We start from the raw sequence: 17624 nt of genomic DNA on the forward strand, positions 1-17624 counted from the left end.
CGTCTTCACGGAGCTATCGGTGTCATCGGCTAAGCCGTTGGTCTGACCCTCGGGCGTAGACCCAGGGACCGGATCGGCGGGGATCCCGGTGATTGGGCTGCACCCGGTCCATGACACCCGGAAGGGAGGGCGTATCCACTCAGCGAGTGACGACTGAGTGGCCGCGGCAACCGCGCGCCGACCAACGGAGAGGAGCCAGGCGCACACGGAGCCGCGAGAGACAGTGACGGGTTTCCCGTCACTCGTCATGCGGGCAGGGCGCACAGCCTTACCGAGCACCCTGCCCGCTTGATGAGGATCACGAAGAAGCGCCGCCCAGGAGGCCACCCGGACGGCGCGCGCCACAGGCACCCGTAGAGAGGAACTACCTGTGAACGCCAACAGCATGACACCTCACGCCTTCATCACGCACCTGACCGAGGATGAACGTCGTGACCTGTCGGACAAGGTCCGTGACGCCAACCGCCGTTCGAGCAACGGGAGCGGCCGGTGAGCGAGCCCGAGCCGCAGCACGACCGCGGGCCTGAGTCCGCCGACCAGCTGCCGCCGCTGCCTCAACGTGAGCCCGGCGACTCCCTGTAGTGGTCGGTGCGCCAAGCCCGATAGCGAGGGCCCGCATCACGCACTGCGCGTGATGCGGGCCCTTGCCCGTCACGGCACACGCCATCCCGTCGCCCGCGCTGTCCTTGCTGCGTGCCGCGGGTCCTCGACATTCACACGGCACCTCAACGAAAGGGCGTCGCTGATGCCTGACGCTTCCACGTTCGCCGCTACCTTCGTCGCCCTGTACGTCGCTCACAGCGTGGGCGACCACTGGGTGCAGACCTCGTGCCAGTCGGCCGACAAGGGCCGCCCCGGCTGGACCGGCCGCCTGGCTGACACACGCCACGTCGCCACCCTGACCGCAACCAAGGTCGCCTTACTCCTCCCCGTCGCCGTGCTCCTCGGCCTGCACCTCTCGGCCCTGGGCCTGGTACTGGGCCTGGGTGTGGACGCGGTCACGCACTGGTGGGCCGACCGCCGCAGCACCCTCGCATGGCTCGCCCGCGTCACCGGCAAGACCGAGTTCTACACCCTCGGCACCGCGAACCACCCCGCGCACCCGGTCACCGCCAACGGCGCCCCGGCCGCGCACCTGGGGACCGGCGCCTACGCGCTGGACCAGTCCTTCCACCACCTGTGGCTGCTGATCGCAGCCGTCCTGATCGCCACCGTCTGACCACCCCTGAACGGCGCGCGGCCCCGGGGCGCAATCCCGGGGCCGCTGACGGGCCGTTCCTGCTGAAAGGACACACGACCCATGGACCAGATTACTGTCGCCGATGCTCTGACCGCGTTCGAGCCGTGGATGGAGCCGACCGCCGCCGAACTGGACGCCATCGACGCCGAGATGCCGCTCATCGGGGCGGAAGTCGAGTTGCTCGACGCGCAACTCATCACGCTGGACCGCACCCCGACCGAGCTGGACGCCCGCCGCATCCGCCGGGCCCGCCGCCGGGTGCTGGCCGCCCGCCGGGACCTGACCAACCGCACCGCCGCCGCGATGCCGCCGGGAGGTGCGGCATGACCGAGCCGGCCGTATACCTCGACTCCCTTCCGGAAGCGGTCGTGGCGTTGCTGCGCGCGGTTCAGCAGGCACTCGACATCCCGCTGCCGGATGTGACCGACGGGGACGAACGCGCCTACGCCACGCTCCTCCAGCGCCGTTCGGTCGATGTCCGCGTCATCCTCGCTGGCGTTCTCCACGACGGCCACAAGGTGGGACTTGCTGCTGAGTCGCTGCGCTCGTGGACGGCCGAGCGGCCGATCACCTACACCCCGTGGGCCGATGATGGGGGTGCGTCATGACGCTCGCACTGCGGTCCGCCGCCCGGCGCCTGCGCCTGCTGGCGGCTCTGGTCGGTGTGGCGTGGCTGACGGCGTTCGCGCCGCCGGCCGGCGCCCACGTCACCGTGCTGGTCGTCCTGCACCACCCGGGATCGGGAGGTGCCCGGTGACCTTCTACGAAGAACGCCGCGCCGACCAGGCAGCCAAGGCGGAACAGAAGCGTCTGGACGCCCGGCACGACGAGCAGCTGCGGGCCGACCGGCAGCGTGAGGCCGATGAGCGCAAGGCCCGGTTGCAGGATCAGGCGCGGGCTGACCGGCAGGCCGATCGGCTGGACCGGCAGCAGCGTCGCCGGGAGCGGGCCGAGCGTCGCCGGGAGGTTTTGACGCCGGCGGAGATCTACCGCCGGGGCACCCTCGCCGTGGTTACCGCCTCCGGCCTGGCGTCCCTGCCCGCGCAGATCCTGCACTTCGTCGGTATCAGTCCGATGCTGCTGCCGCTGCCGTTGGCGATCGAGGGGCTGGCGTGGGTGATGGCGGCCGGTGTCGCCTATGCCGACGCCCGGCACCTGCCCGCCTGGGTGCGGTGGTTGCTGCGGTCCCTGATCGCCGGGTTCGCCGGGTTTGCCGCGTTCATCAACTACGGCTACGGCCTCTCCCTCGTCCACCACGGCCTGAGTGCCGACGACGCGCAAACGGTCGGTCGGGGGCTGGCCGCGGTCACCCTGCTGGGCCCGATCGCTTTCGAGATCCGGCAGTGGGTGTCGACTCTGGCCGCCTCGATTGAGGGTGCCGATGCCGATCGGCGCGAGCATGCCCGGCGGCGTCGGCGGCATCACCGCAAGGTGGTCCGGATCGCCGATCGGCTCATCTCCGCCGCCCCGTTCGGCACCCTCGATCGGCAGACCGCGTTCGAGCGGGCATGGTCGATCGTGCGTGGCTGCCCCGAACCGGGCATGACGCCCAAGCTGTACGAGCGGGCCGCCAAGTCCGCCCAGGCCATGCACAAGGCCCGAGCCGAACAGCCCGACCGGTCCCCGGCCGAAGCGGCCCCGAAGGGGCCGGACGGTTCAGCGGAACAATCTATGGCTGATCTCGACAAATCGACCCCGGCCCCGATCGATCCATCGGGCCTGCCGGAGCCCGTCACGGAGCCCCTTCCGGACCGGCCCAAGGTCGATCTGGCCAAGCACACCGGCGCGCCGGCCGCCCTGGTGGAGTCGATCCGATCGGCCCCGATCGAAGCGGCCCGGACCGCTGCGGCGGAGGCTCCCCGGCCGCGTCGGGTGACCGGCAAGGTCCCGGCCGCGGCCCGATCGAAGCAGCCGCGACGGACCCCCGAGCAGCTGCTCGACGAGGCCCGATCGGCAACCGCCGATTGGCCGATCGAGAAGCTGAGCGCCGAAGCGATCCGTAAGGCGGTTCGTACCGGACCAGACAAAGCCCGGGACCTGCGGGACACCTTGCGGGCCGAGCGCGCCGACCAGGTCGACCCGAACCGTGAAGAGGAGGTGGCGGCATGAGCATCCGCCGCGAAACCGCAGAAGACGACGGCCTGCGCACTGAGGGTCTCCTCGCACAGGCCGGCAAGGCCATGCGCACCGAGGCCGACCACTTCGACCCGTTTATCACGACGGTGGTGTCCGGCCTGGCCAGCAGCGATTCCCACAACCCGCCCGCCGGACACGGCTACCCGAAGAGGGGCTGACATGACGACCCCGCGCCGCTACCAGTTCGACAACCCCCTGCCCGCCCCGCGGCAGGAATCGTCCCTGCCCGTCTACCAGCCCCAACCGATGCCCGGCCCTGTCGCCTACGACGACGCCCGGCCGATCGTCATCCAGCACATCCACCACGCCCCACCCGACCGCACCGTCCAACGCGTCGCCCTCGGCGCCGGGCTCGGCGGTGGCGCGGTGGCCGCAGGCGTCTTCCTCGGCCCCATGGTCGTCACGCTGCTGACCTCCGCCGCCGTCCCGCTCGCCTTCCTCGCCCTGGTCCTGGTCTCCGCCGCCTGGGGCGTGGGGACGGTCGTGAAGGCCGTCGGCGGGGCGGAGGGGAAGTCGGCCGCGAAGAACGCCGCCAAGGCCCGCCGCCGGCGCGGCTGACCGGTTGCCCGATCCGCCCGTCCCGCAACGGGCGGTGAGGGGAGCCGGGACAGCCCCGGCCGTCGAGGAGGACCGATGGCCCGCAGCACGCACCAGTCCGTCAACGACTACATCGCCGCCCGCAAGGCCGGCGACGCAGACCGTGCCTCCCAGATCGTCCACGAGGTCTGCGCGCGGTTCGCCACCCGCACCACCGACGGCAGCGAAGCTGCCGAGCTGTTCGACGCCACCCTCACCGTCCCGCTCGCCTCCAAGGCCAACTGAGCCGCTGACGGTTGCCCAGACGCGCCCGGCCCGCCGGCCGGGCGCGGTGGGGAGCCGGGACAGCCCCGGCCCAGACGGGAGTCGAGATGGCCCAGCACGACCAGCCGCCGCTCACCGCGGCCGAGAAGGTCAAGATCGCCGGTCTGACCGCCCGGATGTGCAAGCGCTCCCTGGCGGGCGAGAACGTCCACCTCGCCGACCTGCAGCGCAAGGTCGATCGCATCCTCGACGACGCCGCCAAGCGCGCCGAGAACAACCCTCGCTGACTTCGCCCCGGGGCGGCCGCATTCGCCTGGCAGCAGTCCGGCCGCCCCGGGCCCACCTCCGCCTCTCAGCGGTGACAGGAGACTCCATCATGTCCGAACCCGCGGCCGAGCCGATGGGAACCGTCCACAATCTCGACGAACACCGTGCCACCCGCACCGCCGTTGACCTCACCAAAGAGCCCACCCCTGTCCCCGACTCCACCTCGATGCCGGACACGGCGGCGGAGGTGGAAGCGGTGGACCGGGCGGATAACCCGCTGGCCGACTGGCTGACCGTCCCGGACGCCCCGCTGCTGCCGGTGTGGGCCCGCTCCCGCGCCTCGATCCAGGCCAACGTCAAGGCGCTGGGGCGTCTGACGTGGTGGCACACCCGCTACCACGGCCTGAGGGTCCCGAAGTACCTGATGAAGACGATGCTGCTGGCCTGCCGTGGCTTCTTCCGCGCCTGCGCCGGTATCTGGCCGACCCTCACCGCACGGGAGCACACCGCGACCGTCCGCGCCCTACGCGCACAGGTCAAACTCCGTCCCGAAGACATCGAACTGGCTGCCCGGCACCAAGCCGCGCACGCCGCCCGCACGCAGACGCGGAAGTGGCGGTTCGGGATCGCCGCCATCAGCGTGGCCGCCGCCGCGACCGGCATCGCACTTGCCGACCCGGTCATGCAGGTCGGCATGAGCGCCGCCATCGTCGGCCCGCTGGCCTACCTCGGCCGCGGCAAGGAAACCCACCTGCTGGACCAGGCCACGCCGCCGTTGAAGGTGGACATGTCCGCCCAACAGCTCAACGACGCACTTCGCGCCGCCGGCCTACTCAAGCCCGGCAAGGGGGAGGAGGACGGGCCGAAGGTCTCCTGCATCATGGGCCCGGTCCGCGACGGCCGCGGCTGGGCCGTCGTCTTCGACCTGCCCCGCGGCGGCGGCAAAACCGCCTCCGACGTGCTCGCCAAGCGCGAAGTCATCGCACAGGAGCTGGGCGTGGACGAGATCCAGGTCATCATGTCCCGCGTGCGGGCCGCCAAGGGCGGCAACGCCGGCCGGGTCACGATGTGGGTCGCCGACGACGACCCCTACCTGGGCACGCCCACCCCCTCGCCGCTGGAGAAGGCCGAACGGTTCTCCATCTGGGACCCGGTCCCCTTCGGGCAGGATGCCCGCGGCACCCGCATCGACGTGCCCGTCATGTGGCAGTCGATGTTCTTCGGCGGGCTCCCGCGCCGCGGCAAGACCTTCTCCCAGCGCCTGCTGACCGCGGCCGGGTTGCTGGACGCGTACGTGCGGCACTACGTCGCCGACGGCAAGGGCGGCGCCGACTGGATGCCCATGAAGGCCGTCGCCCACCGCCTGGTCATGGGCGCCGAAGAAGACGCCATCGAGGCGCTGAAGGCCATGCTGGCGGAGCTGTTGGCGGAGATGGAGCGGCGGTTCGCGCTGCTGCGGGACCTGCCCCCGTCCATCTGCCCTGAGGGCAAGCTCACCCCGGACATCGTGGCGAAGTACAACCTGCCGGTCATCTTCGTGACCGTCGACGAGTTGCAGGAGTACTTCACCGCGATGGAGAAGGACGACCGGGAGCAGGTCATCAACGACCTGTGCCGCATCGCGCGCCGCGGTCCGGCTGCCGGGTTCATCTCCAACTTCGCCTCCCAGCGGCCCGATGCGGACTCGGTCCCGACGAAGCTGCGGGAGATCATCACCATCCGCTACTCGACCCAGGTCGTGGACCGGGCCAGCAGCGACATGGTCCTGGGCAAGGGCAAGGCCGCCCAGGGCGCCGACGCCTCCGTCCTGTCCGAGGAACACAAGGGCGTGGGCGTGCTGGTCACCGGCCCCGCCTCCTACGTCACCGTCCGCGCCGACCTGATGGACGGCCCCACCTTCGCCTCCCTGTGCCACAAGGGCCGCCTCCTGCGGGAAGCGGCCGGACAGCTCACCGGGGACGCAGCCGGGGACGTCACCGCCGCAGCCGACGCCGCGGGCATCACGGTGCCGCCGATCATCTCCGACGTCCTGGAAGTCATGCGGCACTCACCACGCATGTACACCACCGACCTGCTCAACGGCCTGGTCAACCTCGACGAGGACACCTACGGCGACTTCAACCCCGAAACCCTCGCCTCCGAACTGGAGGCGGCCGGAGTGAAGCGCTCCAGCAAGCAAGTCAAGATCAACGGCAAGGCCCTCGCCGGATACCAGCGCCGCGACATCGAAGACGCCGTACCCGCCGAGATCCTCCTCGCCGCCGGCAGGTAGAGGGGTCCCCTCCACCCCGCCCCCATCCCGCACCCCTCTCCGGCACCCTGCGGGGGCATCTCGGCAGGGGGCCGAAGTCACGGGGGCCCATGACCCCGGTCCAGGGGGTGGTCACGGCCGCTGACCTGCAAGGTCATGCCGGTCAAGGGGGTTCCCTGCCCCCTCCCCGGACCCCGTCCAGAGCCATCCAGCACAGCACACCCCTGGAGGGCCGGTGTCCGCCTCAATCACCGAGGAGACCCGTGTACGAGGACGACGACTTCATCGACTGCGAGCTGTGCGCCCCCACCGACGACAGCGAGCCCTACCCCTACGCGCACTGCTGCGGCTGCGGCGCCGACGGCTCCAGCGAACGCCCCGACTGCACCTGCGAGTAGCAACAGCAAGGGCGGCCCCCTCTCACGCCAATGAAGCGGGGCCGCCCTCATCCACCAGCCCCTACGAGAACTGTGGAGGTCTCCAGCATGCCCGACCCCAGCACGCCCCCGCCACAACCCCCAGCGCTGCTCCTGCGCGCTGCGTCCACCCTGTGGACGCAGGCCAAGGCCGCCTACCTCTCCGGCGCCTTCCCCGCCTACGGGAGCCCTGCATGGTGCAGCCTGCCCTCGGATAGCCCGCAGCGGCTCGCCGCCGCCCTGGACGCCGCCGAGCACTGGCGCCGCCACGTCGCCGAACAGCAGCGCCTCGACGCCCTGGCGGACTCCGACCCGGAGGCATGGTTCCGGGAGGTCACCGCCGACGCCAACGAGGAAGCCCGGCGCACCCTAAGCCGCCTGCGGCTGTCGCGAGTCCCAACCGCCGACGAGATGACCACCCGCCGCCGCCCCCGGCCCGCCCGCCCGATCACGGCCTGCCCCACCTGGCCGCCGCTCGCCATCCCCGGCCGTCCCGGCTGGTGGCGCCACTACCGCGACGGCCAGCAGGTCGACCTGCCCCACCGCGAAGCACCCGCACCGGAGAGGAAAACAGCGGCATGAGCAGCGACACCACGGCCAGGATCCCGCACCAGCCCCCGGAACAGGTCTTCTTCGGGCTGCACATCATCGCTCCGCCGGACTGGAGCGCCCTCACCCGCGCCACCGCCCTGTGTCGCTGCGGGGCCTACGACCGGGAAGCCCGCGGCCGTCGTGCCGTCCTGCGGCTGGTCGCGGACTGGGACCGCCATCGCACCGCCACGTGCCCGCTGCGCACCAGCCCGGAAGGGACCCAGGCCGCATGACCGGCACGGAAGAACTTCCCGCCCCCACCCACCCCATGGCCGTCGCCCGCCGGCTCCTGCCGGACTGGCAGACCGAAGACGAACAGCTCGCCTACCGGCGCTGGCGCGGGTCCTGGATGCGCTGGACCGGCACCTGCTGGCGAGAGCTGGACGAAGCACAGGTGCGCGCGGCGATGTATGAGCGGCTGGAGCACGCCGTTTATCGGGCACCCACCAAGGAAGGTGAGACCGAGGAACGGGACTGGGCGCCGACCAAGCAGAAGATCGGCAACCTGCTCGATGCCCTTGGGGCCATCACACTGCTGCCGACCGACACCGACGCCCCCGCCTGGCTCAACGGCGAGCAGGACAGCGGGCCGATCGTGGCCTGCGAGAACGGCCTACTCAGGATCGGCGACCGCGCGCTACTGCCGCACACCCCGGGCTTCTTCAATCTGGTATCCGTGCCGTTCGCCTACGACCCCGCCGCCACGGCACCGGCGTGGGAGCGGTTCTTGGCCCAGATCTGGCCGGACGACCCCGACGCGATCCAGGCACTTCAGGAGTGGTTCGGCTACGTCCTGTCCGGCCGCACCGACCTCCAAAAGATCCTGCTCATTGTCGGCCCCTCCCGGTCGGGCAAGGGCACCATCGCCCGGGTACTCAGAGCGCTGGTCGGCAAGGAGAACCTGGCCGGACCGACCCTCGCCGGACTGGGCACGAACTTCGGTCTGTCGACCCTGGTCGGCAAATCGCTGGCCGTCATCTCCGACGCCCGACTGTCCGGCAGCGACAACAGCCAGGTGGTCGAGCGGCTGCTGACCATCTCGGGTGACGACACCCTCGACGTGGACCGGAAGTTCAAGCAGCCCTGGACCGGCAAACTGCCCTCCCGGCTGATGATCCTGTCCAACGAGCTGCCGCACTTCGGCGACTCCTCCGGGGTCATCGCCAACCGGTTCGTCCTGCTCAGCATGCGGGTGTCGTGGCTCGGCAAGGAAGACCCCACCCTCACCGACCGCCTCACCGCGGAGATGCCCGGCATCCTCAACTGGGCACTGGAAGGGCTCGCCCGTCTTCAGCGCACCAGCCGGATCACGGAACCCGCCTCCAGCCGCGACGCGGTCACCACCATGCGCGACACCGCCTCCCCCACCAGTGCGTTCGTCCGCGAGCGCTGCACCACCGGCCCGACGTGCACCGTCCCCGTGGACGACCTGTGGGCCATCTGGCGCGAGTGGGCCGAGGACAACGGAGTCCGCGCCGGCACCAAGCAGGTGTTCGGCCGCAACCTGCTCTCCGTCATCCCCCAGCTCAACCGCACCCGCCCCCGCGCTCCCTCAGGCGAACGGATCGCCACCTACAACGGCATCACCCTCAGCGGAAGTTGAGCCCACAATCCGCCGGGTCGCGGCCCATCGCGACCCAACACCCCTGACCTGCGGTTTTCCCCACCACTCACCGCGGCCCATCGCGGCCCAGCCCACTCGAAGTTTGGGCCGCGATGGGCCGCACAGAGACCCGGCAAAACCGCAGGTCACAGCCTTGGGCCGCGATGGGCCGCGACCCACAGCATTGTGAATCCAACTCAACAGAGAGCCCGGCCCCGTGGAGGCAGCCGTGAGCAAAGCTCCGCTCACCTCGATCGAGTCGCTGATGGTGCCGGAGGTCATGGAAGCGCTGCGCGTCAGTCGCAGCAAGGTCTACGACCTCATCCGCTCCCGTCAGCTCGAAAGCTTCACCATCGGCCGGTCCCGTCGGATCGCTGCCGACTCCCTTCGAGCCTTCATGTCCCAGAGAATCGAGGAGGCCGCCTGATGGCGCGCAAGAGGAACCCGAACGGCGCCGGCAGCATCTGGCAGCGCAAGGACGGCCGCTACGAAGCTCGCGTCTACGTCCCGCAGCCCGACGGCACTCGCAAGCGCAAGACCGTCTACGGCGCCACCTGGGAAGAGTGCGACACCAAGCGGCAGGAACTGGTCCGTCGCGACCGACAGGGCATCCCGACGCCGACCCGGTCGGCCAAGCTGTCTGAGTGGCTGCCGTACTGGCTGGTGGAGCACATCGAGCCCGAGCGGAAGAAGACGACGTACGCGAAGTACGAGACGCACGTGCGTCGCTACCTGGTGCCGCAGATCGGCGTGAAGCGGCTGGAGACCTTGGGTGTCGCCGACGTACGCCGGATGCTCGCCGCCGTGCAACGCCAGGCGTCGGCGGCCACGGCCAAGGAGTCGCACCGCGTCCTGCGATCGGCTCTCGCTGCCGCGTGCCGGGAGGAGCTGATCAGTCGGAACGTGGCGCAGTTGGTGCCCGCTCCGCGCGTCCAGCCCAGGGAGTTGAAGCCGTGGACGCTGGACGAGACCATCGCATTCCTGGAGGCGGCCCGGGCGGATCCGCTGTACACGGCGTTCGTGCTGGCCGTGACGCTGGGGCTTCGGCGGGGCGAGATCCTGGGGCTGCGCTGGTGCGACATCGAGTTGGGTCGCCGCACCCTTTCGGTCCGGACTCAGATCCAGCGCGTGCAGAAGGAGCTGTACGCGGACTCCACCAAGAACCGTCGGAGCCGGACGATCCCCTTGCCGCTGATGTGCATCGCGCCCTTGCGGTGGCAGCGCCTGCGGCAGCAGGCTCAGCGACTCGCCGCCGGAGACGACTGGTCGAACGACGGTGGCTACGTCTTCACGACACGCACAGGACGGCCGATCGAGCCCCGGAACCTCAGCCGGTCCTTCGAGCGGATCGGGCAGGCCGCGGGCCTGCCGCGGATCCGGCTGCACGACGCTCGGCACGGCTGCGCGTCCCTGTTGTTCGCCGCCGGTGTCCCGCCGCGGGTCGTAATGGAGATCCTGGGTCACTCGCAGATCGCGGTGACCATGAACGTCTACACCCACGTCTCGGAGGACTCGCGGCGAGAGGCGGTGGGGCACATGGACCGGCTCTTGCGGCGTCGTCGAGGGCGTCCGGAGTAGGGACTGCCGTCAAGTTCTACCGTCAACGCCCCCGTGGAGAGATCTCCGCGGGGGCGTTTTGACTGGTGGGCACAGACGGATTTGAACCGCCGACATCTGCTTTGTAAGAGCAGCGCTCTACCGCTGAGCTATGCGCCCTGGCCGAGCCGACAGACTACCTTGCCCTGGGGCCGGGACCGCAAACCCGGGCCAGGGGGGCGGGCGAGCGTGCGGCGGGTGGTCGACGGGCGGGGTGGGGCGGGCGTGAACTCACCGGTCGGGATGTTCGTTGGGCCGGGTGGGAGAATGTCAGCCGGTCCTGGGGCGATCCGATCGGGAGAGGGATGTGACGGCGACACACATGCAGCCGCAGCCGCGGCCGTCCGGGCAGGGGAGCCGTCGTCGCAGCCGCGGGGGCCGGTTCGGCCGAGCGGTGCGGGAGACGGTGGGGCTCGTCCTGCTGCCGTTGCCGCTGCTGGTGGCGGTGGCACCGATGGCGTTCGCCGGGGGTGGCACCCGGCGCTGGTTCGGGCGCGGGGAGAGCCAGCGAGCCGATGCCCAGGCCGCGAAGGACGCCGCCGCGGCGGCGTTCTACGAGCTCGACACCGCCCATCGCGACCTGCGGATCTCGGTGGAGACGATCACCGCTGTCGACGACTCCCAGCGGGCCCGGCAGGCCGCGGCGGAGTACGAGAGCTTCGGGCAGCGGATCGACCAGGTCAGCCAGGGGTACATCACCGCGGTCGACTCGCATGATCTCGACCGGGACGACATCGACGGCACCGCGCTCGCGCGGGCGCGGGCCGATCTGACCCGGGCGCGGGAGGAGCTGGAGCGGGTCCGCGGGGAGCTGGACTGGTTCGCACAGAGCCTCGCGCCGCTGCTGGAGAACGCCGAGACCCAGCTGGCACGGGTGGCCCCGGCCGTGGAGCAGGCCCGGCAGGCGCTGCTGGCGGCGAGCAACGGGCTGGACGCGGTCCGGGCGCAGGGCCTGCGGGCGGACGACCTCGCGGCCCGGCTGGCGGCGCTCGGCCCGGAGCTGACCCGGCTGAACCAAGGGGCCGCGCAGCACGGCGTACCGGACACGATCCGACGTGCGGAGGACGTGCAGCGGCAGGCCGGGGCGATCCGGTCGGAGGCCGAGCGGCTGCCGGCGACGGCCGCGGAGATCGACAAGCGGCTGGTGTCGCTGCGCACCCGCGCGGAGGCGATCACCACCCGCGCCCAGCAGGTCGCCCCGGTCCTCAGCGAGTTGCGGCGGCGCTACAGCGCGGCGTGCTGGCAGGACCTCCAGAAGGTGCCGGAGCAGGCGGTGGACTCCGTCGAGCAGGCCCGGACGGCGCTGCAGGAGGCCGGGCAGGCCCGCGCGGAGCAGCGCTGGGCGGACGCCACCAGCCGGCTGGCGACCGTGCGGGCGCTGCTCAACACCACCGACGAGGCGGTGTCGGCGGCCGGCGACCGGCTGCGGCGGCTGGACGCGGTGGCGGCCGACCGGCAGCAGGAGGTCGAGCGGACCCGCTTCGCGCTCCGGGACGCGCAGCGGCTGGCGATGGCCGGGCGCAGCACGCCCGACCCCCGGCACGCCGGGCCGCTGGACGAGGCGGTGGCGCGGTTGGACCGCGCGGTCGCGGGCCTGGAGGGACGGCATCCGGACTGGTGGCACTTCCTGACCGAGACCGAGGCGGTACGGGAGACGGCGGCGCGGGTGGTGCAGGAGATCCGCGACCAGCGGGGCGGGGCGACGACCGGCCGCTGAGGCCGGCGGGCGGTCTCCGGAGACCATCGGTCCGCCGCCGGGGAGTCACCGGTCCACCGCCGGGCCGCCGTCCGGTCCCTGTCCAGGGCCTTCCCCCTCCCCTACCCTCCCCCTTCTTGTCCCTATCACCTCTCGTTCCGCGATGGCATGAAATGTCGCCTTGGCGGATGCTGGAGTCCTGGAGTGAGTACGGCCCAGGCTGCTCATCCGCGCGAAGGAGGCCGGACATGGCTGCTACCGGTGCAACCGACCACGTGCTGCACGGGCCCGCTAACCCCCTCCGCCGGTTCAGGCGGCGGCGCACCCAGTTCAACGAGCATCTGCCCGTGGACCACCGGCTGAGCCGGGTCTACCGCATCGGTGCGGGAGTGATGGGGCTGGTGCTGGTCGCGTTCGGCATCCTCGGTCTGACCCATCACATCGGGTTCTTCGACACCGGCGGCTCGACCGTGGCGGGGCTGAACACCAACGGCTCGCTCAGCGTGCTCTCGATCGTCGTCGGCGCGATCCTCTTCGCCGGCATGGTGATCGGCGGGAACTTCGCCTCCACCCTGAACATCGTGCTCGGCGGGCTCTTCCTGCTGAGCGGATTCGTGAACCTGGCGCTGCTGCAGACCGACGCCAACTTCCTCGCCTTCAAGATCCAGAACGTTCTGTTCAGCTTCGTGGTGGGGGTGCTCCTGCTGGTGTTCGGGATGTACGGGCGGGTCAGCGGCGGACTGTCGCACGACAACCCCTACTGGCGCGCCCGGCACCCGGAGGAGGCCGAACGCTTCGAGCGCGGCGAGCTGCACCCGGTGTCCGGGATGACGGCCGGCCGGCAGTCGGCGCGGGTGCGGATGCAGGGCGCCTGGCACGGCGGGATCGGCTCGCTGGGCCCGGGCACCAGCCGCACCGGCCCGCACCCCCGGCACGCCGCCGCCCGCGTCGAAAAGGGCCCGGGCGCGCTCACGGCGGGCACCGGGACGGAGAAGAAGGGCGCGGGGCCGGGCGGCGCGCCCCCGGCCGGCAGCGCCGAGGAGCTGTGAGGGGACGACGGGGACGGAACGGCAAGGAGTGGTGAGTCGGACGGCGGAACTTCAGGGCGTACCGAGGCGGGGTCGTGTGCTCGGTACGCCCTGACGGCTGCGGGGCGGGCCGACCGGCGACCGACGGGAGCGCCGACCGGCAGGCGGAGTACGGGATCCCGGGAGTACCGGGCATGTGGGAGCGACCATGGGGCAGTTGGGCAATCCGGCGTCGCAGGCGGGGCACGGGCTACACGGAGCGGCCGTCGAGGCGCTCGCCAAGCGGATCTTCGAGGGCAGTTACGGCGAGGGCGAAGTCCTGGCCATGCCGGAGCTGATGGCGGAGCTGGAGGTCAGCCAGACCGTGCTGCGCGAGGCGGTGAAGGTGCTGACCACCAAGGGCCTGCTCGCCACCCGCCAGAACCACGGCACCTATGTGCGGCCCCGGGAGGAGTGGAACCTCCTCGACTCCGACGTACTGCGCTGGAAGCTCGCGGCCGGCGCCTCGTCCGACTTCTTCGCCGACATGCTCGAACTCCGCCGGTCCATCGAACCCGCGGCGGCCGCCCTGGCCGCCGAGCGCCGTACCGACGACGACCTGGACGCCCTGAACGCCGCGCTGACCGCGATGTCGGCGACCGAGGACGATCCCGTGCTGCTCGTGCGCGCCGACGCCTCCTTCCACACCGCGATGCTGCTCGCCTCCAACAACCGCTTCTACGCGCAGATGCACCGGGTGATCGTGCCCGTGATCATCCAGCGCGGCCGCCAGGTGTACGCGTCCGGCGATGCCTTCGAGCACCCGTACGGCGTCCATGCGGCGGTGGCCGAGGCCGTCCGGGACCGGGACCTGGACGGGGCGTACATGGCGATGCTGGAGCTGCTCGACAAGTCGGCGCGCGAGCATCCGTAGCGCGGGACCGGGGCAAGGGCGGTCGGCGAGGGGCCGGGGACGCCGGGCGCGGGTAGACCGGGTCGTACGGAGGGGCGGGCGCCCCTCGACGGACCCGCGACGGAAGGACGGTCCCCGCGCCATGGCCGGATCCCCGAAGATCACCCGCATCGAGACCTTCCTCGCCCCGCCGCGCTGGCTGTTCGTCCGGGTGGAGACCGACGACGGCGTCGCGGGCTGGGGCGAGCCGGTGGTCGAGGGGCGGGCCGAGCCGGTCCGGGCGGCCGTGGCGGTGCTGGCGGAACACCTCCTCGGGCAGGACCCGGCGCGCATCGAGGACCACTGGCAGGTGATGACCAAGGGGGGCTTCTACCGGGGCGGCCCGGTGCTCTCCTCCGCCGTAGCCGGCCTGGACCAGGCGCTGTGGGACATCAAGGGGAAGCGCTGCGGGCTCCCCGTCCACCAGTTGCTGGGCGGGCCGGTGCGCGATCGGGTGCGGGCCTATGCCTGGGTCGGTGGCGACGAGCCGGCGGAGATCCGGGACGCGCTGGCCGCGCAGATCGAGGCGGGCTTCACCGCCGTGAAGATGAACGGCTGCGGGCGGATGTCCCCGCTGGCGACCCGGGCGGAGGTGCGCGCCTGCCTGCGCCGCGCCGAGACCGCCCGTGAAGTCCTCGGCGACGAGCGGGACTTCGCCCTCGATTTCCATGGCCGCGTCTCCCCCTCCAACGCCCGCAGGCTGCTGCCGCTGCTGGCGGAGTACGCGCCGCTGTTCGCCGAGGAGCCCGTCCTCCCCGAGCAGGTGGAGGCCCTCCCCGGCCTCGTCGCCGCGTCCGGCGTTCCGCTCGCACTCGGTGAACGTCTCTACACCCGCCGCGAGTTCCTGGCTCCGCTCCGGGCCGGGGTCGCGGTGGTGCAACCCGACGTCTCGCATGCCGGCGGGATCTCCGAACTGCGCCGGATCGCCGCCCTGGCGGAGACCTACGGGGCGCATCTCGCCCCGCACTGCCCGCTCGGCCCGGTCGCCCTCGCCGCCAGTCTCCAAGTGGCGTTCACCACCCCGAACTTCCTCATCCAGGAGCAGTCCCTGGGCATCCACTACCACCGGGGCGCCGAGCTGCTGGACTACGTCGTGGACTCCGCGCCGTTCCGCTTCGACCGCGGCGCGCTGCTGCGGACGGACCGCCCGGGGCTCGGGGTGGAGGTGGACGAGGCGGCCGTCCGGGCGGCGGACGCGGCGGGCGGCCACACCTGGCGGAACCCGGTCTGGCGGTACGAGGACGGCGCGTTCGCCGAATGGTGACGGGCGCCCGGACGGCGGCGGTACGGGGCGAGGCCGTCCGTCGGCGCGCCGCGTGGCAGGGTGGCGGCGACGCACCGTTCGCACGCCCCAGGAGAGGACACGTGGACGCCACCGCACAGGACGACACCAGGACACCGGACGGCACCGGGACACCGCCCGGGCCGGCCGGTCCCGACGTGCTCACCTTCGGGGAGACCATGGTGGCGCTGCGCGGCGACGGCCCATTGAAGCTCGGCGGCACCCTGCGGGTCTCGGTCGCCGGCGCGGAGAGCAACGTCGCGATCGGCCTGGCCCGGCTCGGCCACCGCGTGCACTGGACCGGTGCGGTCGGCGCGGACGAGGCCGGGGGAACTGGTGCTGCGGACGCTGCGGGCCGAGGGTGTCGAGGTGCTGCGCGGCTGGCTGCCCTCCGTGGACCTGCTGATCGCCTCCGGCGACGAGCTGCCGCTGTGTCTGCCGGGGCCGGCCGGCGACCCCGCCGAGGACGCCGCCCGGCTGCTGGCCCTGGGCGTCCGCGAGGTGGTGCTGACGCACGGCGCGGACGGCGCGACGGCGTTCACCGGTGCGGACGGCCCGCACCACCAACCCGCCGTCCCCGTCCGGGCGGTGGACCCGGTGGGCGCCGGCGACGCCTTCGTGGCGGGGTACCTCTCGGCGCTGCTGGACGGCGCGGACCTCGCCGGGCGGCTGGCGCGGGCGGCCACCACCGGCGCGTTCGCCGCCGCCTCCCGGGGCGACTGGGAGGGCGCGCCGACCCGCGCGGAGCTGTCCCTGCTGGGCGCGCCGCCGGGCACCGTGGTGCGCTGACCGCGGGCGCGGCGGGGCCCGGCCGGCGGCCCGGACCCGACGGGCACCCCCGAACCGCGGCCGTGCCCCGTAATCTGTGGCCATGCCCCGTTACGAATACCGCTGCCGCCCCTGTGGGACCACCTTCGAGCTGAACCGGCCGATGGCCGAGTCGTCCGCCCCGGCCGCCTGCCCGGAGGGCCACCAGGACACCGTGAAGCTGCTCTCCACCGTCGCCGTCGGAGGGACCGCGGCCGCGCCGGCCGCGCCGCGCGGCGGAGGCGGCGGCTGCTGCGGGGGCGGCTGCTGCGGCTGACCGCGGCCCCGGGCCGTCGGACGGACCCTAGCGTCTGCGGGCCAGCGTCACCCCGTCGGCCACGGTGAGCAGCACGGCCTCCATGCGGGTGTCCGCCAGGACGTGGTCGTTGAACTCCCGGATCGCCAGGGCCGATCCGGTGGCCGCGGGGTCGACGACCGCGCCGTGGAACAGGACGTTGTCCGCGACCAGCAGGCCGCCGGGCCGCAGCCGCGGCACCAGCTCCTCCCAGTACGCGATGTAGCCGCTCTTGTCGGCGTCGAGGTAGACCAGGTCGATGTGCGGCTCGGCCGGCATCGCCCGGAGGGTCTCCAGCGCGGGCGCGATCCGCAGCCGGATCCGGTCCGCGACGCCGGCCTTCGCCCAGGCGTCCCGGCCGTGGGCGGTCCACTCCTCGGAGACGTCGCAGGCGGTCAGCGTCCCGCCTTCGGGCAGCGCCCGGGCCATGGCCAGGGTCGCGAAGCCGGTGAACGTGCCCACCTCGACCACATGCCGGGCTCCGGTCAGACGGACCAGGAAGGCCAGCAGCGACGCCTGTTCCGGTGCCGACAGCATCCCGGCCGCCTCGGGGAACCGCTCGCGGGTGAGGTCGGCGAGGTCCTGCAGTACGGGGTCCAGCGGTGGGTTGTGCGCCAATACGTAGTCGTACAGCTCCGGGGTGATCGGTGCGCTCTTGGGCTCTGCCATGTGCTCTCCTCCCAG

23 protein-coding genes, 1 tRNA gene and 1 pseudogene are annotated in these 17624 nt (G+C 72.1%); 23 read left to right on the top strand and 2 right to left on the bottom strand.

What is annotated here, in order from left to right; all coding sequences use genetic code 11:
• Positions 1-370 precede the first annotated feature (370 nt).
• The 17 genes from JNO44_RS44435 to JNO44_RS15345 all read left to right on the top strand — a co-directional run bounded on the left by JNO44_RS44435 (position 371) and on the right by JNO44_RS15345 (position 10883).
• Entirely contained in the window at positions 371-493 is a 123-nt protein-coding gene (locus JNO44_RS44435) for a hypothetical protein (protein WP_275695751.1), read from the top strand.
• Positions 494-745: 252 nt separating this feature from the next.
• Positions 746-1219: a transcriptional regulator gene (locus tag JNO44_RS15275; protein ID WP_205364675.1), complete on the top strand. Its 474-nt coding sequence runs from the start codon at positions 746-748 to the stop codon at positions 1217-1219.
• 81 nt (positions 1220-1300) lie between these two features.
• Positions 1301-1567, top strand: coding sequence for a DUF6284 family protein (locus tag JNO44_RS15280; RefSeq protein ID WP_205364676.1), 267 nt, complete (start codon positions 1301-1303; stop codon positions 1565-1567).
• Positions 1564-1848, top strand: a complete 285-nt coding sequence (locus JNO44_RS15285) for a hypothetical protein (RefSeq protein ID WP_205364677.1) — start codon at positions 1564-1566, stop codon at positions 1846-1848. The genes JNO44_RS15280 and JNO44_RS15285 overlap by 4 nt, the downstream gene beginning before the upstream one ends.
• The gene (locus JNO44_RS15290; protein WP_205364679.1) at positions 1845-1997 is read left to right on the top strand and encodes a hypothetical protein; all 153 of its coding nucleotides are present in this window, start codon (positions 1845-1847) and stop codon (positions 1995-1997) included. Before JNO44_RS15285 ends, JNO44_RS15290 begins: the two co-directional genes overlap by 4 nt.
• The gene (locus tag JNO44_RS15295) at positions 1994-3349 is read left to right on the top strand and encodes a hypothetical protein (protein ID WP_205364680.1); all 1356 of its coding nucleotides are present in this window, start codon (positions 1994-1996) and stop codon (positions 3347-3349) included. Before JNO44_RS15290 ends, JNO44_RS15295 begins: the two co-directional genes overlap by 4 nt.
• Positions 3346-3534: a hypothetical protein gene (locus JNO44_RS15300; RefSeq protein ID WP_205364681.1), complete on the top strand. Its 189-nt coding sequence runs from the start codon at positions 3346-3348 to the stop codon at positions 3532-3534. The genes JNO44_RS15295 and JNO44_RS15300 overlap by 4 nt, the downstream gene beginning before the upstream one ends.
• Position 3535: 1 nt before the next feature.
• Positions 3536-3934, top strand: a complete 399-nt coding sequence (locus JNO44_RS15305; RefSeq protein ID WP_205364682.1) for a DUF6251 family protein — start codon at positions 3536-3538, stop codon at positions 3932-3934.
• A 75-nt stretch (positions 3935-4009) separates the two neighbouring features.
• Positions 4010-4198 (top strand): hypothetical protein, encoded by a 189-nt coding sequence (locus JNO44_RS15310; RefSeq protein ID WP_205364683.1) that lies wholly within the window; start codon positions 4010-4012, stop codon positions 4196-4198.
• Positions 4199-4284: 86 nt separating this feature from the next.
• Positions 4285-4464: a DUF6257 family protein gene (locus JNO44_RS15315; RefSeq protein WP_205364684.1), complete on the top strand. Its 180-nt coding sequence runs from the start codon at positions 4285-4287 to the stop codon at positions 4462-4464.
• 89 nt (positions 4465-4553) lie between these two features.
• A complete protein-coding gene (locus JNO44_RS15320; protein WP_205364685.1) occupies positions 4554-6716 on the top strand; it encodes a P-loop NTPase family protein in 2163 nt (720 codons plus the stop codon).
• Between the two features lie 242 nt (positions 6717-6958).
• The gene (locus JNO44_RS44440) at positions 6959-7093 is read left to right on the top strand and encodes a hypothetical protein (RefSeq protein ID WP_275695752.1); all 135 of its coding nucleotides are present in this window, start codon (positions 6959-6961) and stop codon (positions 7091-7093) included.
• Positions 7094-7180: 87 nt separating this feature from the next.
• A complete protein-coding gene (locus JNO44_RS15325) occupies positions 7181-7693 on the top strand; it encodes a DUF2742 domain-containing protein (protein WP_205364686.1) in 513 nt (170 codons plus the stop codon).
• Complete coding sequence (locus JNO44_RS15330) at positions 7690-7935, top strand: hypothetical protein (protein ID WP_205364687.1); 246 nt, start codon at positions 7690-7692, stop codon at positions 7933-7935. The genes JNO44_RS15325 and JNO44_RS15330 overlap by 4 nt, the downstream gene beginning before the upstream one ends.
• Entirely contained in the window at positions 7932-9305 is a 1374-nt protein-coding gene (locus JNO44_RS15335; protein ID WP_240167549.1) for a DNA primase family protein, read from the top strand. The genes JNO44_RS15330 and JNO44_RS15335 overlap by 4 nt, the downstream gene beginning before the upstream one ends.
• Positions 9306-9534: 229 nt before the next feature.
• Positions 9535-9732 (top strand): helix-turn-helix domain-containing protein, encoded by a 198-nt coding sequence (locus tag JNO44_RS15340; protein WP_411126249.1) that lies wholly within the window; start codon positions 9535-9537, stop codon positions 9730-9732.
• On the top strand, positions 9732-10883 hold the full coding sequence (locus JNO44_RS15345; protein WP_205364690.1) for a tyrosine-type recombinase/integrase: 1152 nt from the start codon (positions 9732-9734) through the stop codon (positions 10881-10883). The genes JNO44_RS15340 and JNO44_RS15345 overlap by 1 nt, the downstream gene beginning before the upstream one ends.
• A 63-nt stretch (positions 10884-10946) precedes the next feature.
• On the opposite strand, the gene JNO44_RS15350 is transcribed toward JNO44_RS15345, so the two are convergent.
• Positions 10947-11021: transfer RNA gene (locus JNO44_RS15350), tRNA-Val, on the bottom strand.
• 187 nt (positions 11022-11208) lie between these two features.
• On the opposite strand from JNO44_RS15350, the gene JNO44_RS15355 reads away from it, so the two are divergent.
• From JNO44_RS15355 to JNO44_RS15380, 6 genes and pseudogenes are all read left to right on the top strand, one after another.
• On the top strand, positions 11209-12618 hold the full coding sequence (locus JNO44_RS15355) for a hypothetical protein (RefSeq protein ID WP_338058567.1): 1410 nt from the start codon (positions 11209-11211) through the stop codon (positions 12616-12618).
• A 227-nt stretch (positions 12619-12845) separates the two neighbouring features.
• The gene (locus JNO44_RS15360; protein ID WP_235093219.1) at positions 12846-13646 is read left to right on the top strand and encodes a DUF4383 domain-containing protein; all 801 of its coding nucleotides are present in this window, start codon (positions 12846-12848) and stop codon (positions 13644-13646) included.
• 175 nt (positions 13647-13821) lie between these two features.
• Positions 13822-14538, top strand: coding sequence for a FadR/GntR family transcriptional regulator (locus JNO44_RS15365; RefSeq protein ID WP_235093220.1), 717 nt, complete (start codon positions 13822-13824; stop codon positions 14536-14538).
• 121 nt (positions 14539-14659) lie between these two features.
• Positions 14660-15820, top strand: a complete 1161-nt coding sequence (dgoD, locus tag JNO44_RS15370) for a galactonate dehydratase (protein WP_205364692.1) — start codon at positions 14660-14662, stop codon at positions 15818-15820.
• A 197-nt stretch (positions 15821-16017) separates the two neighbouring features.
• Positions 16018-16627: pseudogene (locus tag JNO44_RS15375) on the top strand (PfkB family carbohydrate kinase).
• Between the two features lie 82 nt (positions 16628-16709).
• The gene (locus tag JNO44_RS15380; protein WP_073442091.1) at positions 16710-16922 is read left to right on the top strand and encodes an FmdB family zinc ribbon protein; all 213 of its coding nucleotides are present in this window, start codon (positions 16710-16712) and stop codon (positions 16920-16922) included.
• Positions 16923-16949: 27 nt separating this feature from the next.
• On the opposite strand, the gene JNO44_RS15385 is transcribed toward JNO44_RS15380, so the two are convergent.
• Positions 16950-17609: an O-methyltransferase gene (locus JNO44_RS15385; RefSeq protein ID WP_205364693.1), complete on the bottom strand. Its 660-nt coding sequence runs from the start codon at positions 17607-17609 to the stop codon at positions 16950-16952.
• Between the last annotated feature and the right edge of the window lie 15 nt (positions 17610-17624).

Origin of the sequence: Streptomyces noursei (assembly GCF_016917755.1) — a bacterium.
GTDB lineage: Bacteria > Actinomycetota > Actinomycetes > Streptomycetales > Streptomycetaceae > Streptomyces > Streptomyces yunnanensis.

What these genes read in the sequence shown, in the direction of transcription:
- JNO44_RS15275 (WP_205364675.1), top strand. Translation starts at nt 746, where the DNA reads ATGCCTGACGCTTCCACGTTCGCCGCTACCTTCGTCGCCCTGTACGTC.
- JNO44_RS15280 (WP_205364676.1), top strand. Translation starts at nt 1,301, where the DNA reads ATGGACCAGATTACTGTCGCCGATGCTCTGACCGCGTTCGAGCCGTGG.
- JNO44_RS15285 (WP_205364677.1), top strand. Translation starts at nt 1,564, where the DNA reads ATGACCGAGCCGGCCGTATACCTCGACTCCCTTCCGGAAGCGGTCGTG.
- JNO44_RS15290 (WP_205364679.1), top strand. Translation starts at nt 1,845, where the DNA reads ATGACGCTCGCACTGCGGTCCGCCGCCCGGCGCCTGCGCCTGCTGGCG.
- JNO44_RS15300 (WP_205364681.1), top strand. Translation starts at nt 3,346, where the DNA reads ATGAGCATCCGCCGCGAAACCGCAGAAGACGACGGCCTGCGCACTGAG.
- JNO44_RS15305 (WP_205364682.1), top strand. Translation starts at nt 3,536, where the DNA reads ATGACGACCCCGCGCCGCTACCAGTTCGACAACCCCCTGCCCGCCCCG.
- JNO44_RS15310 (WP_205364683.1), top strand. Translation starts at nt 4,010, where the DNA reads ATGGCCCGCAGCACGCACCAGTCCGTCAACGACTACATCGCCGCCCGC.
- JNO44_RS15315 (WP_205364684.1), top strand. Translation starts at nt 4,285, where the DNA reads ATGGCCCAGCACGACCAGCCGCCGCTCACCGCGGCCGAGAAGGTCAAG.
- JNO44_RS15320 (WP_205364685.1), top strand. Translation starts at nt 4,554, where the DNA reads ATGTCCGAACCCGCGGCCGAGCCGATGGGAACCGTCCACAATCTCGAC.
- JNO44_RS15325 (WP_205364686.1), top strand. Translation starts at nt 7,181, where the DNA reads ATGCCCGACCCCAGCACGCCCCCGCCACAACCCCCAGCGCTGCTCCTG.
- JNO44_RS15330 (WP_205364687.1), top strand. Translation starts at nt 7,690, where the DNA reads ATGAGCAGCGACACCACGGCCAGGATCCCGCACCAGCCCCCGGAACAG.
- JNO44_RS15335 (WP_240167549.1), top strand. Translation starts at nt 7,932, where the DNA reads ATGACCGGCACGGAAGAACTTCCCGCCCCCACCCACCCCATGGCCGTC.
- JNO44_RS15345 (WP_205364690.1), top strand. Translation starts at nt 9,732, where the DNA reads ATGGCGCGCAAGAGGAACCCGAACGGCGCCGGCAGCATCTGGCAGCGC.
- JNO44_RS15360 (WP_235093219.1), top strand. Translation starts at nt 12,846, where the DNA reads ATGGCTGCTACCGGTGCAACCGACCACGTGCTGCACGGGCCCGCTAAC.
- dgoD (WP_205364692.1), top strand. Translation starts at nt 14,660, where the DNA reads ATGGCCGGATCCCCGAAGATCACCCGCATCGAGACCTTCCTCGCCCCG.
- JNO44_RS15380 (WP_073442091.1), top strand. Translation starts at nt 16,710, where the DNA reads ATGCCCCGTTACGAATACCGCTGCCGCCCCTGTGGGACCACCTTCGAG.
- JNO44_RS15385 (WP_205364693.1), bottom strand. Translation starts at nt 17,609, where the DNA reads ATGGCAGAGCCCAAGAGCGCACCGATCACCCCGGAGCTGTACGACTAC.